This is a genomic window from Kordiimonas sp. SCSIO 12603 (assembly GCF_024398035.1).
Lineage (GTDB): Bacteria > Pseudomonadota > Alphaproteobacteria > Sphingomonadales > Kordiimonadaceae > Kordiimonas.
The window spans coordinates 500,422-513,568 of the sequence record NZ_CP073748.1 but is presented as its reverse complement, the minus strand read 5'-3'; the positions used below and the strand labels follow the sequence as shown (position 1 = coordinate 513,568).

General features: G+C 48.2%; 14 protein-coding genes. 8 read left to right on the top strand and 6 right to left on the bottom strand.

Translation table 11 applies throughout. The features are described from left to right. Positions 1–219: 219 nt before the first annotated feature. From KFE96_RS02340 to ptsN, 7 genes are all read left to right on the top strand, one after another. A complete protein-coding gene (locus KFE96_RS02340) occupies positions 220–831 on the top strand; it encodes a ribonuclease D (protein ID WP_255834412.1) in 612 nt (203 codons plus the stop codon). A 9-nt stretch (positions 832–840) separates the two neighbouring features. Next, positions 841–1,545, top strand: coding sequence for an LPS export ABC transporter periplasmic protein LptC (gene lptC, locus KFE96_RS02335; protein ID WP_255834411.1), 705 nt, complete (start codon positions 841–843; stop codon positions 1,543–1,545). Between the two features lie 31 nt (positions 1,546–1,576). Further along, on the top strand, positions 1,577–2,098 hold the full coding sequence (locus KFE96_RS02330; RefSeq protein WP_255834410.1) for an LptA/OstA family protein: 522 nt from the start codon (positions 1,577–1,579) through the stop codon (positions 2,096–2,098). A 224-nt stretch (positions 2,099–2,322) separates the two neighbouring features. After that, on the top strand, positions 2,323–3,078 hold the full coding sequence (gene lptB, locus KFE96_RS02325) for an LPS export ABC transporter ATP-binding protein (RefSeq protein WP_255834409.1): 756 nt from the start codon (positions 2,323–2,325) through the stop codon (positions 3,076–3,078). Positions 3,079–3,093: 15 nt separating this feature from the next. Then, positions 3,094–4,680 (top strand): RNA polymerase factor sigma-54, encoded by a 1,587-nt coding sequence (gene rpoN / locus KFE96_RS02320; protein WP_255834408.1) that lies wholly within the window; start codon positions 3,094–3,096, stop codon positions 4,678–4,680. Between the two features lie 286 nt (positions 4,681–4,966). After that, positions 4,967–5,548 carry a ribosome hibernation-promoting factor, HPF/YfiA family gene (hpf, locus tag KFE96_RS02315; protein ID WP_247019413.1) on the top strand — a complete coding sequence of 194 codons (582 nt, stop codon included), beginning with the start codon at positions 4,967–4,969 and terminating at the stop codon, positions 5,546–5,548. 37 nt (positions 5,549–5,585) lie between these two features. After that, positions 5,586–6,077, top strand: coding sequence for a PTS IIA-like nitrogen regulatory protein PtsN (ptsN, locus tag KFE96_RS02310; RefSeq protein ID WP_247019414.1), 492 nt, complete (start codon positions 5,586–5,588; stop codon positions 6,075–6,077). On the opposite strand, the gene truA is transcribed toward ptsN, so the two are convergent. The 5 genes from truA to KFE96_RS02285 all read right to left on the bottom strand — a co-directional run bounded on the left by truA (position 6,074) and on the right by KFE96_RS02285 (position 9,075). Next, positions 6,074–6,817: a tRNA pseudouridine(38-40) synthase TruA gene (gene truA, locus KFE96_RS02305; protein ID WP_255834407.1), complete on the bottom strand. Its 744-nt coding sequence runs from the start codon at positions 6,815–6,817 to the stop codon at positions 6,074–6,076. The genes ptsN and truA overlap by 4 nt on opposite strands. Next, complete coding sequence (gene fmt, locus KFE96_RS02300; protein ID WP_255834406.1) at positions 6,817–7,737, bottom strand: methionyl-tRNA formyltransferase; 921 nt, start codon at positions 7,735–7,737, stop codon at positions 6,817–6,819. Before fmt ends, truA begins: the two co-directional genes overlap by 1 nt. Positions 7,738–7,759: 22 nt before the next feature. Continuing rightward, positions 7,760–8,278: a peptide deformylase gene (gene def, locus KFE96_RS02295; protein ID WP_247019440.1), complete on the bottom strand. Its 519-nt coding sequence runs from the start codon at positions 8,276–8,278 to the stop codon at positions 7,760–7,762. Between the two features lie 75 nt (positions 8,279–8,353). Next, positions 8,354–8,707: a DUF1491 family protein gene (locus KFE96_RS02290; protein ID WP_255834405.1), complete on the bottom strand. Its 354-nt coding sequence runs from the start codon at positions 8,705–8,707 to the stop codon at positions 8,354–8,356. 17 nt (positions 8,708–8,724) lie between these two features. After that, positions 8,725–9,075 carry a PilZ domain-containing protein gene (locus KFE96_RS02285; protein ID WP_255834404.1) on the bottom strand — a complete coding sequence of 117 codons (351 nt, stop codon included), beginning with the start codon at positions 9,073–9,075 and terminating at the stop codon, positions 8,725–8,727. Between the two features lie 162 nt (positions 9,076–9,237). On the opposite strand from KFE96_RS02285, the gene KFE96_RS02280 reads away from it, so the two are divergent. After that, positions 9,238–10,689: a sigma-54 dependent transcriptional regulator gene (locus KFE96_RS02280; protein ID WP_255834403.1), complete on the top strand. Its 1,452-nt coding sequence runs from the start codon at positions 9,238–9,240 to the stop codon at positions 10,687–10,689. A gap of 66 nt (positions 10,690–10,755) precedes the next feature. Here the strand turns inward: KFE96_RS02280 and KFE96_RS02275 are convergent, their stop codons facing one another. After that, positions 10,756–13,047 (bottom strand): NADP-dependent malic enzyme, encoded by a 2,292-nt coding sequence (locus KFE96_RS02275; RefSeq protein ID WP_247019448.1) that lies wholly within the window; start codon positions 13,045–13,047, stop codon positions 10,756–10,758. Between the last annotated feature and the right edge of the window lie 100 nt (positions 13,048–13,147).

Sequence of the window (13,147 nt, the reverse complement as noted above, 5' to 3'; positions counted from 1 at the left end):
CTCATTTAATCGGTACAAACCCATCGTTTATGGGCCAAATATAAAAGCTCTTCTAGTCAATTATTGTCAGCACCACAATAGTTGTTTAATAATGAAACTAGAATTTGAAAACTTCATGTCAACGCCCCCAGAAAAGAAATTCAAAACATCTCGCCATAAGACCTTTTTTCTGCCACAAGGCCTTGTATAGTATCAGAATAACTGGTTTTCGGAGGCATTATGGCAATTTACATGTATGAAGGCGATCTGCCTGATGGGCTTGATTTTGGCGGCTCTGTCGCGATTGACAGCGAAACCATGGGCCTTAATCCGCACCGTGACCGCCTTTGTGTTGTGCAGCTTTCAAGTGGTGACGGCAATGCTCACCTGGTGCGCTTTAAGCGCGGTGAATATAATGCACCAAACCTGAAAGCTCTGCTTGAAAACCCTGATGTTCTGAAGATTTTCCATTTCGCCCGCTTTGATGTTGCGGTGATGAAAGCGTATCTGGACGCTGATACTGCACCGCTTTACTGCACGAAAATCGCTTCCAAACTTGTCCGCACATATACGGACCGCCACGGTCTTAAAGACCTGTGCCGTGAACTGGGTGGCATCACCCTTGATAAGCAGCAGCAATCAAGTGATTGGGGTGCAGATGAGATTACGAAAGCGCAGCAGGAATATGCCGCTTCTGATGTGCTATACTTACACAAGATTAAAGAGAAACTGGATATGATGCTGGCACGTGAAGAACGTACACACCTTGCGGAAGCCGCCTTTCAGTTCTTGCCTGTCCGCGCTGATATGGACCTGCGCGGTTATGAATATATGGATATATTCTCCCACTAGGATGATGCAATGGTAAAGCCAACCGCAGATCATTATCATAGCACCGAAGAAGCCCGCGCTGTTGCGCGCGATGCCCTGCGCCCTATGGCGCGTCAGGCTACCAGTCCTCTGTGGGATAAATTTATCCGCACTATGCAGTTAGTACTGCCTGTAACTGCTGCCGTCCTAGGTACCGTTACAATACTTTGGCCTTATCTAAATGATAATGAGGTGAGCTTTACCCTTTCCACAGAAGATGTTGCCAAAGGTGATAGCACTATCCGTATGATGAAAATGCGGTATGTGGGCACAGATGCCGTGAACCAACTGTTTGAAGTTGAAGCAGCTTCAGGCCAGCAAGATAGCCCAACCGCTCCTCGGATCAGCCTTTCTGATATCAAGGCTAAGATGACCCTGGAGGAAACAGGCCCTGCCACGGTTACAGCTCGAACAGGTATCTACCGCACCAAAGAAAGTACCCTTTCTCTAGTGGGCGGCGTTAACCTGATAACTGGCAACGGTTTTACCCTTAATATGGCTGGCGCTGAAATTGATCTCAAAACCCATATCGCCGTAGGCCAAGGGTCTATTACCGGACAATCAGATCTTGGCACCCTTGAGGCGGCCCGAATGGAAATTTTCGCCGATGAACGCGAAGGTATTTTTGATGGCGGCGTAAAAATGCATATTGTACCAAAGCGGCCTGTCGGTAATAAAACCACATCAGAAAAATAGCCCAAGAAGATTGATAGCAAGGATTCTATTGATGCAAAAACTAATATCGATTTCACTGATACTCTGGGCAGCACTGGTATTCACCCACAGCGCACAAGCTCAATCAGTTCTTCAAGGCCATGATACCTATCAGCCACTAGATATTTCTGCTGAACGCTTTGAAATCCGGCAAAACCCAAGCCGTGCTCTTTTTATTGGCGCGGTTAAAGTTATTCAGGGCCGTATGACACTGAATTCAGAAACACTCACTGTGTTTTATGCCAACGAGCAAGATAGCAAAGACCCGAAAATCTCCCGCCTTGATGCTCAAGGTAAGGTGACACTGGTATCTGCAACAGAATCGCTTACTGGTGATTGGGCCGTTTATGATGTGGATGAACATCTGATCACTTTGGGTGGTGATGTAGTTCTTACACAGAATGATAATGTACTCCGCGGCGAACGGCTTGAGTTTGATCTGGTATCAGGGCTTGCAAAACTTGATGGGCAGGTACACGGAAAAACTGATGGCCGTGTAAGAGGCCGCTTCAGTATTCCAGACAAAGATAAATAAATAAGCTAAATAGCTGATATATAAAGGGGCATAACCTTCACCTGAAACCTTGTGCCCCTTTTACTCCACACCATCTTCATACTATCGCCTCACAAAAAATATCCTCTTTTTTAATGGAACATTGAGCTTGTTCATGATTTATTGATAAAGCTCATGCATAAAATGAGCCAACCGATCTTTGCCGTGGTACAGCAGAGACGGTCCTAAAGGAGTTGGGGTTTATAATGAATGTAAATAGTAACAGCGCGAATGATGGCCGCACAGGCTTGCAGGTACGCGGGATTGCCAAATCTTATAACGGCCGCCCTATCTTGCGCGATGTCTCCCTCTCCGTAAATCAGGGAGAGGTGGTTGGCCTCTTGGGGCCAAACGGTGCTGGTAAAACAACATGCTTTTACTCAATCACTGGCCTAATCGCCCCTGATCAGGGCCGTATTGAGCTGGATGGCGATGATATCACACACTTGCCCATGTATCGCCGCGCCCGCCTTGGTATTGGGTACTTGCCGCAGGAAACATCTATTTTCCGCGGCATGACAGTTTCTGAAAATATTGAAGCTGTACTTGAAGTAGTGGAAACAGACCGCGCGAAGCGCGACGCCATGCTCAACGAGCTTCTGGAAGAATTTTCTATCACACACTTAAGGAATACACCCGCACTGGCCCTTTCAGGTGGTGAGCGCCGCCGCTGCGAAATCGCGCGTGCCCTTGCAGCACGCCCGAACTTCATCTTGCTTGATGAACCATTTGCAGGGATTGATCCAATCGCTATCGCAGATATTCGTGATCTTACCAAACACCTGAAAGACCGTGATATCGGTGTCTTGATTACAGACCATAACGTACGCGAGACCCTTGATATTATTGACCGCGCTAGCATTATTTATGATGGCCATGTGCTCTTTGAAGGCACACCGGACGAGGTGCTGGTGAATGAAGATGTACGCCGCGTATACCTCGGCGACAGCTTCAGTTTATAAGGAGTATCTGCGCGCATGGCCTTAACCCCAAGATTAGATTTAAGACAAAGCCAGCAACTGGTGATGACGCCGCAATTGCAGCAGGCGATCAAACTGTTGCAACTGTCTAACTTGGAGTTAACAGATTATGTTGCCACAGAGGTGGAACGTAATCCCCTTCTTGAAATGGGGGAAGCTACACCAGAGGGCGCTGATAATCAGTCAGGCGGCGAACAAGGCGGTACCGCCACGGGCGACGACCTGAGAGAGAGTGGCGGAAGCGATACACCTGTTGATGAAGGCTTAATCGCTGCTGATACCAGTATGAACACAGCGCTCGACACCAGCAGCACGTCCGACAGCGCACTCGACACCAATATGGAAACCAACATCTATAATAATGATGCGGTTTCCGACCGGGTTTCCAGCACACCTGAGGGCGGCGCAGGCAGCTTAAGCTATGATGGCGGTGGTGCTGTTAAAGGCGGCGGCGGCATGATGGACGAACGCAGCCTCGATCAAACCCTGGAAGGTGAAGAAAACCTCCATGATTTTCTGATGCGCCAAATGGCTGTTCTATACTCAGAGCCTGCAGACCGCTTAATTGCCACCCATCTGGTAGACCTTGTGGACGAAGCTGGTTATGTGGATCAGGAAGCTGTTCTTGACGTTGGTCAACGCCTGGGTGTTGAAGATGACGACGTCCTTAAAGTACTTGGCGGCCTGCAAACTCTAGAACCATCTGGAGTGTTTGCACGCGGTCTTGCAGAATGCCTTGCCATCCAACTTAAAGAATTAGACCGATACGACCCTGCCATGCAGGCGCTCGTTGAAAACCTTGATCTGCTTGCCAAAAGGGATATGGCGGCGATTAAACGCCTGTGCGGTGTTGATCAAGACGATATCGCAGATATGATCCGGGAAATTCGTGCACTAAACCCCAAGCCCGGCCTCGCTTATGGCGGTGTTAACGTACAACCCGTTGTACCGGATATTTTCATCCGTAAAAGCCGTGCTGGCACATGGGTGGTGGAACTGAACAGTGACACACTCCCCAAAGTTCTTGTGAATTCACAGTATGTTAGTGAGCTTAAAGAAGTGGGCGGCAATAAAGAAGCGAAGGCTTTTGTTTCAGATTGCCTGGCGGATGCTAACTGGCTTGTAAAAGCGCTAGATCAACGTGCTCGTACGATTCTTAAGGTGGCAACTGCGCTCGTTAAAAAACAGGAAATGTTCTTTGAATTAGGTGTGCGGTTCCTGAAACCACTTACCCTTAAAGATATCGCAGAAGAAATTGATATGCACGAATCAACCGTATCTCGTGTTACCAATAACAAGTTCATGTCCTGCCCGCGCGGTATGTTTGAACTGAAGTATTTCTTCACCTCTTCTATTTCCTCTGCAGATGGCGGTGATGCCCATTCAGCAGAATCAGTGAAGTTCCGCCTGAAGGAAATCATTGACTCGGAAGACCCGAAGAAAATTCTGTCTGATGATAAGCTAGTGGCACTTATGAAAGCCGAAGGCGTGGATATCGCCCGCCGCACGGTTGCCAAATACCGTGAAGCAATGAAGATACCATCTTCTGTTCAGCGCCGCCGCCTGAAGAACATGGCATCTTAGGCTTTCCTGAGTCGTTTCAATTTTTGTAATTTTCCACAATTTTTCTTCACATAAAAAAACGTTTAATTACAAAATTTTGACATAAATCAACGTTTGTTAACCATACTATAACCATATTCTGTGGTAGGCTGTTTTTGTAGCCGCAATGGCTACAGCCTCAGCGCCTAACGCCCCTTCTGGGACACGGCGTATCCATAGGCGCTGTATAACAGGGTCGCAATGGCCCTGCTAGCTAGATGGCAATCCCGAATTGCCCAAAAACGCTAAGAAAGGAAGTATTGCTCTTATGGAAATTAATGTAACCGGACGGAAAATGAATGTTGGTGAATCTCTAACAGAACACGTTGAATCCCGCCTGGAAAGTATTGCTGACAAATATTTCAGCAGAACCATAGACGCAACAATCACTTTTATAAAAGAAGGACACCTCTGTCGCGCAGACATATCGTTTCATGCCAACCAAGGGATCAATTTTCAAAGCCGCGGGGAGGCGGAAGATCCATATGTTGCTTTCGAAGAAGCAGCAGAAAAAGTAGAAAAACAGTTGCGCAGATACAAACGACGCCTTAAGAACCACCACAAACAAGCTAGGCACGATGCCGCCATGGAACTGGCACATGATTTGGTAATCGCGCCTGAAACGGACGAAGGTGATAGCGCACAAGCAAGCGCTGAAACTGATCAGCCGATCATCATTGCTGAAAATCGGAGAGAAATTCCGAACGTGAGCGTAGGAGACGCGGCAATGTTAATGGATCTGGCAGACGCAAACGCATTTATGTTCAGAAACACCAAAAGCGACACACTTGAGGTCGTTTATCGCCGTGGTGATGGAAATATTGGGTGGATTAGCCCAAGCGGTTCATAAGAACCGTTAAACAGTCAGATAGGAGCGTCCGAGCCTTGTGATAAATCAGGGCTCGGCATTAAAAGGCATGGAACTCAGTGATCTGCTTCAGGCAGACAGCATTCTTGCTGACTTTAAGGCCTCAAGTAAGAAACAGGCTATTCAGTCTTTATCTCGTATGATCGCAGAACAAGCAGGCGTGGACCCTCGCGAGGTGTTCGAACGCACACTTGAGCGAGAAAAACTTGGCAGCACAGGTGTTGGCCGTGGCGTTGCTATTCCGCACGCACGTGTAGACGGCGTGGACGGCATCAAAGGCTTTTTCGCACGTCTTAGCGCTCCCATTGAATTTGACAGTGTCGATGACCGACCCGTTGACCTGATGTTTATGTTGCTCGCTCCAGAAGAAGCCGGTGCAGATCACCTTAAGGCACTCGCTAAGGTTTCTCGCACACTTAGGGATGAAAAAACCTGTGAAAAGCTGCGTGCAACAGACGACCCAAGCGCTCTTCTTGCCATGCTAGCCGGCCCACAGGTTTCTGTGGCTTAATATTCTACCTTCCGGAAATAGAGACCATCTGGCGGCGCGTTATGACCAATAGCATTTCGGTCCTTGGCATCAAGCGCCGCTTTTACATCAGCGCCGGTCCATTTACCGCGCCCAACAAGCGCAAGTGTACCCGTGATTGACCGTATCTGGTGATGAAGGAAAGAACGTGCACCTGCAGTTAGATGCACTTCATCACCGACACGCTCTACACCAATGTAATCAACTGTTTTTACAGGGCTTTTTGCCTGACAGTGGACATGGCGGAACGTTGTGAAGTCGTGCAGGCCAACAAGTTCCTGAGCAGCATCATGCATGGCTTCCGCATCAAGTGGTGTTTTCACGTGCCACATTAACCCCTTCTGGTGGGTAAGGGGTGCTCTGCGATTTTTAATTTTATAGATATAGTGCCGCTTAAGCGCAGAAAAGCGTGCGTCGAACTCATCATCCACAGCGTCCACTTCAAGCACAGAAACCGGATGTGGTTTCAGGTGATAGTTAAACGCACCCTGCACCTGATCAGCCGTCATATCACGTGTGATATCAACGTGTGCTACTTGTCCAAGCCCGTGTACACCCGCGTCTGTTCGGCCAGAGCCTGACACAAGAATACGTTCGTCACCCGGCAAGAATTTGAAAGCTGCATCCTCTAGCGCTTGCTGCACAGACATAACATCCGCCTGCCGCTGCCATCCCGCAAAAGGCCTGCCATCATATTCGATTGTAAGCTTGAAGCGCTGCATTAGGTGGCTCCTAAACAAACACCAGCCGCAACCGGGTTGCCGCGAAGGAATGCTTCTGCGTCAGCAGCCCCCTTGCCCGCTTTCTGTACCTTTGTGAGGCGGTAAGCCCCCTCACCACAGCCAATAAGAAGTGTGTCATCCAGCGTTGTACCAGCATCACCTGAAATATCCGCCACCTCACCAGCCAACACTTTCACCCGCATACCATTCAGCTCAAAGAATGCACCAGGGAATGGAAACAAGCCACGTACCTTACGGTCGATCTCAGTGGCAGAGGCGGTCCAATCAATTCGCGCTTCCGCTTTATCAATTTTATGGGCGTAGGTTACGCCCTCTTCTGGCTGCGTCTCAATGGTCGCTGTACCGTCCGCGAGTGAAATAACTGCCTCATTAATAAGGTCTGCTCCCATATCAGCCAATACGTCATGAAGGCTTGCCGTGGTATCGCCAGCTTCAATAGCTACCTCATCACGAAGGATAACCGGTCCTGTATCAAGCCCCGCTTCCATCTGCATGATGCACACACCTGTCTTGTCATCGCCCGCCATAATCGCCCGGTGGATAGGCGCAGCTCCACGCCACCGCGGCAACAAAGATGCATGAACGTTTACACAGCCATGCTTTGGCGCATCCAGAACCGCTTGAGGCAATATTTGGCCATAGGCCACAACAACAGCTACATCCGCCTTAAGCGCAGCAAATTCAGCAATTGCCTCTTCCTTTTTCATAGAAAGCGGCGTACGCACTTCAACGCCCAGTTCTTCTGCAACAGTATGTACAGGGCTTTTACGCTCTTTCTTACCTCGACCAGCTGGTCTCGGCGGCTGAGAATAAACCGCTGCGATTTCGTGGCCAGCACCGTGAAGTGCTTTCAGTGTTGGCACCGCAAAATCCGGTGTGCCCATAAATACAATCCGCATAGCTGTGCCTTATCTGAAAGAATTAGAGAATAGTTGCGTCTTTAGTCGCTTTACGTACTTTTTTAATAATCATGTTGCGCTTCAGTTTTGAAAGATAATCAATGAAAACCACGCCGTTCAGATGGTCAATTTCATGCTGTACACAGGTAGCCATCAGGCCTGTCATAAGCTCTTCCTGCTCGTTGCCATCATAATCAAGGTATTTCACCTTAACCTCTGCAGGGCGTTCAACTTCTGCATAATGCTCAGGAACAGAAAGACAGCCTTCATTATAGAGATTAAATTCTGGCGATTCCCAAGTAACTTCCGGGTTTACAAGGAAAGTTGGCTGCGGGTTATCTGCATCCCCTTCGGTATCAAGCACGATTACGCGCTTTGGCACAGCCACCTGAATAGCAGCAAGGCCAATACCCGGTGCCGCATACATGGTTTCCAGCATATCATCCATCAAACGGCGCACTTCATCATCAACCCGTTCCATCGGGTCTGACATCTTCTTTAGAAGTGGGTCTGGTACGTTAACAATATCAAGCTTCGCCATGTTACATCCGTTTCAGCATATATAAACTTGACGATTACCTATGGACCGCAGGCCTGAACGTCAAGGATTTTGGCGCTAAAACTCCGAAATTGGGGCATCAAGTTCATAGAGAGATTTCATATCTTCAATCTCAAGCACCCAGATATCAGGATCAAAATTCCGTTTTTTAGCAATCACTTCAGCGGCGAGCATATCATTTTCACGCTCAAATTCTTCCGAGAAAGCACCAATTTGCCGCCAAATTTTGTTGCCATCAAAATCCATGGATTGTTCAAAAAGCTGCACACCCGCCGCAAAACGGTTCAACTTCAAAATCACACCTCCACGCTCTGCATCACCTTTATGAAGAACAAAGGCAGGCATATCAGTTGCAAAACAGGTACGTACTTGGGCGTCCACCCAAAGGCTGGTTTTAATCCGGTTATCCATAAAAAGAGGTATGGCCGTTAAGGCGCTTCTTCGTCAAGCCCCAGAACATGGGCACGATCAGCAAAAGCCTCCTGAATTTTTGCAGAAGAGCACCGGAAGGAAAGCCCCATGGCGTTATCCCTGTTCCAGCTGACAGTGGCAGGGAATTCACCGCGACCAGAGATATAAAGAGTAAGATCAGTGCCTGTTTGAATTGGAAGGTCAATCCGCACACGTGCGCCGCCTAGAGACAGGTTCCACACCTGACAGGTAATTTCATGGCTATTCAGTCGTACCTTAGCGGGCCACAGCACCGACCGGCGTTGATAGTTGCGGTTGTCTTCGCCATTACCCTCTGAGGTAACGTCCTCAATATCAGTCTTATTCATACCTGGCTGCCAATTCATTCTCTTCACTCGTGTTATACTACACGAATCTAAAATAATTCTCACCAGACAATTCAAATTGTATTTATCATTTGCTCTCGCAAGGTGCTTGTTAAACAGCCGCCAATTGCATAAAATTACGGAAACAGCAAAATAGGCGACCTTATGGCACCTGAGACAGCGAATATTCTTATTGTAGAAGACAGTCCAACACTGGCCCTCACCTACCGGGAATATATGCGGCCACTGGGAACAGGCATCCATCTCGCGGAAACCGGGAAGGAAGCCCTCGCGCTTATTGAAGAAACAAATCCAAATATAATACTTCTTGACCTTAAACTTCCAGATATGGACGGAATTGATATTCTGAAGGAAGTAAAAGCACGGGGACTGGCTGCCAGAATTATCGTGATCACAGCCCATGGCTCTGTCACAACAGCTGTTGAAGCCATGCAGGAAGGCGCAGATGATTTCCTCTTAAAACCTTTCACGGCGGAGCGGATCACAACAACCGTCAAAAATGCGCTTGAAATGCACCGATTATCAGGCCTTGTGGAACAGTTTGAAGGCCGGAAAGCCAAAAAGTTTGATAAGTTTATCGGTGAAAGCCCAGCCATGCAGGCTGTTTACCGTATGATTGAAGATAGCGCCCCTTCAAAAGCCAGTGTCTTCATCAACGGCCCTTCAGGAACCGGTAAAGAATTGTGTGCTGAAGCGATCCACCAGTTAAGCCCAAGGCACAGCAAACATTTCGTGGCGTTAAACTGTGCTGCTATCCCTGAAAATCTAATTGAAAGCGAGATTTTCGGCCACCTTCGCGGTGCCTTCACGGGCGCTACGGCTGACAGGGAAGGCGCGGCCGTACGGGCTGATGGGGGTACACTGTTTCTTGATGAAATCTGTGAAATGCCACTTGATCTACAGTCTAAGTTGCTTCGCTTCATCCAAACAGGGCAAGTTGTCCCTGTAGGGAGCAACACACCCATAACTGTCAACGTTCGTTTCGTATGTGCAACAAATAGAAACCCCTGGGATGAAGTGGAAGCTGGACGCTTCAGGGAAGACCTGTTTTACAGGCTTCACGTAGTTCCTATTCATGTTCCTCCACTGAAAGACCGAGGCGAAGACAGCATCGCTATTGCCGAACATCTGTTGAAAACATTCGCAGCGGAAGAACAAAAACAGTTTGAAGGCATTGATACCACTGCCAAAGACATAATTCTCTCTCATGCATGGCCAGGTAACGTACGCGAACTGGGCAATGTTATCCAAAGTGCCGTGGTTTTAAATGACGGAAAAGCCCTTACAGGCGATATGCTTAGCAAGCTAATGGGTCCAGCACGCCAACAAAAAGCCTCCCCAGCAGGAGAAACCATTCTCCCTGGCGGCAGAAGACAGATTGTAGAAACACAGCCCGAGCAAGAGGTAGCTTCCACAACATCATCACAAAACTGGATTAATGGTACTATTGAACCGTTAGCTGTTACTGAGCGGAAGATTATTGAGCACGCCATTAAACTTTGCAGCGGCAAAGTAAGACAGGCAGCCCATAAACTAGAAGTAAATCCGTCCACCCTCTACCGCAAATTGAAAGAGTGGGATACATCTGAAAACTGATGCCTCTTAACTAAAAAAGGCCTTACAAAAGCAAGGCCTTTTTTGAATCTATAATTAGCTTAGTAACTATTTTTTGCTTTTCTTCATTACCTCAAGGGCATGCGCGTTACTTGCCGCTAAGCCAGCCATGTTCACCAAATCAGATGATGAAGATGTCATACGGGCCACCTGAATTGAATGGTTCATGCCAAGTAATAGTGGGCCAATAACCTTAGCATCACCAAGTTCAGAAAGAAGCTTGTAGGCAATATTCGCAGAGTGAAGCGCTGGCATAATCAGGATATTCGCAGGGCCGGACATACGCATAAATGGATAAAGCTCTTTCAGATCTTTATTCAGCGCCACATCTGCCTGCATCTCACCGTCATATTCGAAATCAACGTCGCGATCATCAAGAATACGTACAGCTTCCTGAAGGTGGCTTGTTTTATCAGATGGCGGATTACCAAAGTTAGAGAAAGACAGGAACGCAACTCGTGGGTCATGTCCCATACGGCGTGCAAACCCGGCAGCGCTTTCAGCAATATCCGCAAGATCTTCCGCACTCGGATTTTCATTCACTGTTGTATCGGCCATAAATACAGTGCGGCCTTTGGCTACAACAATGGAAAGACCAAATGGACGCTGGCCTGGAAGTGGATCAACAACACGTTTAATGTTTTTAAGCGCACGCCAATAATGGCGGGTTACACCCGTAAGGACCGCATCTGCATCCCCTGTTGCCACCATACAGGCAGAGAATACGTTCCGGTCCCGCTTGATCATACGCTGGATATCACGAAGCAGGTAACCACGGCGGTTCAAACGCTCATACATATAATCAACGTAGGCCTGCGTGCGGTCTGTATTGCTTGCGTTCTTAATTTCAAAGGCTTTATCATCCACACCCATCTCACGGAGTTTTTCACGGATTGGTGCTTCATAACCCACAAGAACAGGAATACCGTATCCTGCAGCTTTAAAACCAACGGCTGCGCGCAGAACTTTTTCTTCTTCTGCTTCCGCAAACACCACACGGCGTGGTTCGCGGCGCTTGAGATCTTCAAACATACCGGAAAGTGTACCAGCTGTCGGATCAAGGCGTGCAGACAGTTCAACTTCATACGCAGCCATGTCTTCAATCGGCTTACGAGCAACGCCTGTATCCATTGCAGCTTGTGCCACCGCCATCGGCAGACGACAGATAAGGCGCGGATCAAACGGTGCCGGGATAATATAGTCTGGGCCGTAATGAGGCTGCTCGCCACCATAAGCTGCTGCTACTTCATCAGGCACATCTTCGCGAGCTAATTCAGCGAGCGCTTTTGCACAAGCAATTTTCATTTCTTCATTGATGGTGCGTGCACGTACATCAAGAGCACCACGGAAGATATACGGAAAACCAAGAACGTTATTTACCTGATTTGGATAATCAGAACGGCCTGTTGCCATAATGGCATCTTTGCGCACTTCAGCTACTGCTTCCGGTGTAATCTCAGGGTCAGGGTTTGCCATCGCGAAAATAATTGGCTTATCCGCCATGGATTTCACCATATCCTGCGTAATCGCACCCGGGCCAGCCAGGCCAAGAACAGCATCAGCGCCCGCGATCGCCTCCTCAAGCGTACGGTCATCTGTTTCAATAGCGTGGGCTGATTTCCACTGGTTCATACCTTCTTCACGGCCTGAATAAATCACGCCAGTACGGTCAACCATGGTTACATTTTCATGCGGAAGGCCCATTGCCTTGATCAGCTCAATACAGGCAATACAAGCTGCACCAGCACCAATCGCCACAACCTTAGTATCTTTGATGTCGCGACCAGTGATATCAAGCGCATTCAGGAAACCCGCCGCAGTGATAATCGCAGTACCATGCTGATCATCATGGAATACAGGGATATCCATTGCTTCGCGAAGACGCTGCTCAATAATGAAACACGCAGGCGCACCAATATCTTCAAGGTTAATACCGCCGAAGCTAGGGCCAAGCAGTTTCACACAGTTTACAAATTCATCAATGTCTTCACTGTCGACCTCAAGGTCAATCGAATCCACATCAGCGAAACGCTTGAAAAGTACAGACTTTCCTTCCATCACCGGCTTGGATGCCTGCGCACCAAGATTGCCAAGACCAAGAATCGCTGTACCGTTTGAAATCACCGCAACAAGGTTACCCTTGGTGGTATAGTCATAGGCTGTATCAGGGTCTTCTGCGATTGCCTCTACAGGGACTGCCACACCTGGGCTATAAGCAAGCGAGAGGTCTCTCTGCGTTGCCATTGGTTTTGACGGTGTAATCTCTAATTTACCGGGGCGACCAGCCGAGTGAAAGCGAAGCGCTTCAGCATCCGTAAACTTGGATGATTTTGTAGGCATTGGGGATCCTTTGTTCTCTTGTAGCCGTTGGGGCCATATTGCTATAAAAGCAAGCTACTTATATGCCGCATACTATGGCATAAAGCCTATGACAATTGAA

Coding starts and splice junctions, on each gene's coding strand:
- KFE96_RS02340 (WP_255834412.1), top strand. CDS start 220: ATGGCAATTTACATGTATGAAGGCGATCTGCCTGATGGGCTTGATTTT.
- lptC (WP_255834411.1), top strand. CDS start 841: ATGGTAAAGCCAACCGCAGATCATTATCATAGCACCGAAGAAGCCCGC.
- KFE96_RS02330 (WP_255834410.1), top strand. CDS start 1,577: ATGCAAAAACTAATATCGATTTCACTGATACTCTGGGCAGCACTGGTA.
- lptB (WP_255834409.1), top strand. CDS start 2,323: ATGAATGTAAATAGTAACAGCGCGAATGATGGCCGCACAGGCTTGCAG.
- rpoN (WP_255834408.1), top strand. CDS start 3,094: ATGGCCTTAACCCCAAGATTAGATTTAAGACAAAGCCAGCAACTGGTG.
- hpf (WP_247019413.1), top strand. CDS start 4,967: ATGGAAATTAATGTAACCGGACGGAAAATGAATGTTGGTGAATCTCTA.
- truA (WP_255834407.1), bottom strand. CDS start 6,817: ATGCAGCGCTTCAAGCTTACAATCGAATATGATGGCAGGCCTTTTGCG.
- fmt (WP_255834406.1), bottom strand. CDS start 7,737: ATGCGGATTGTATTTATGGGCACACCGGATTTTGCGGTGCCAACACTG.
- def (WP_247019440.1), bottom strand. CDS start 8,278: ATGGCGAAGCTTGATATTGTTAACGTACCAGACCCACTTCTAAAGAAG.
- KFE96_RS02290 (WP_255834405.1), bottom strand. CDS start 8,707: ATGGATAACCGGATTAAAACCAGCCTTTGGGTGGACGCCCAAGTACGT.
- KFE96_RS02285 (WP_255834404.1), bottom strand. CDS start 9,075: ATGAATAAGACTGATATTGAGGACGTTACCTCAGAGGGTAATGGCGAA.
- KFE96_RS02280 (WP_255834403.1), top strand. CDS start 9,238: ATGGCACCTGAGACAGCGAATATTCTTATTGTAGAAGACAGTCCAACA.
- KFE96_RS02275 (WP_247019448.1), bottom strand. CDS start 13,047: ATGCCTACAAAATCATCCAAGTTTACGGATGCTGAAGCGCTTCGCTTT.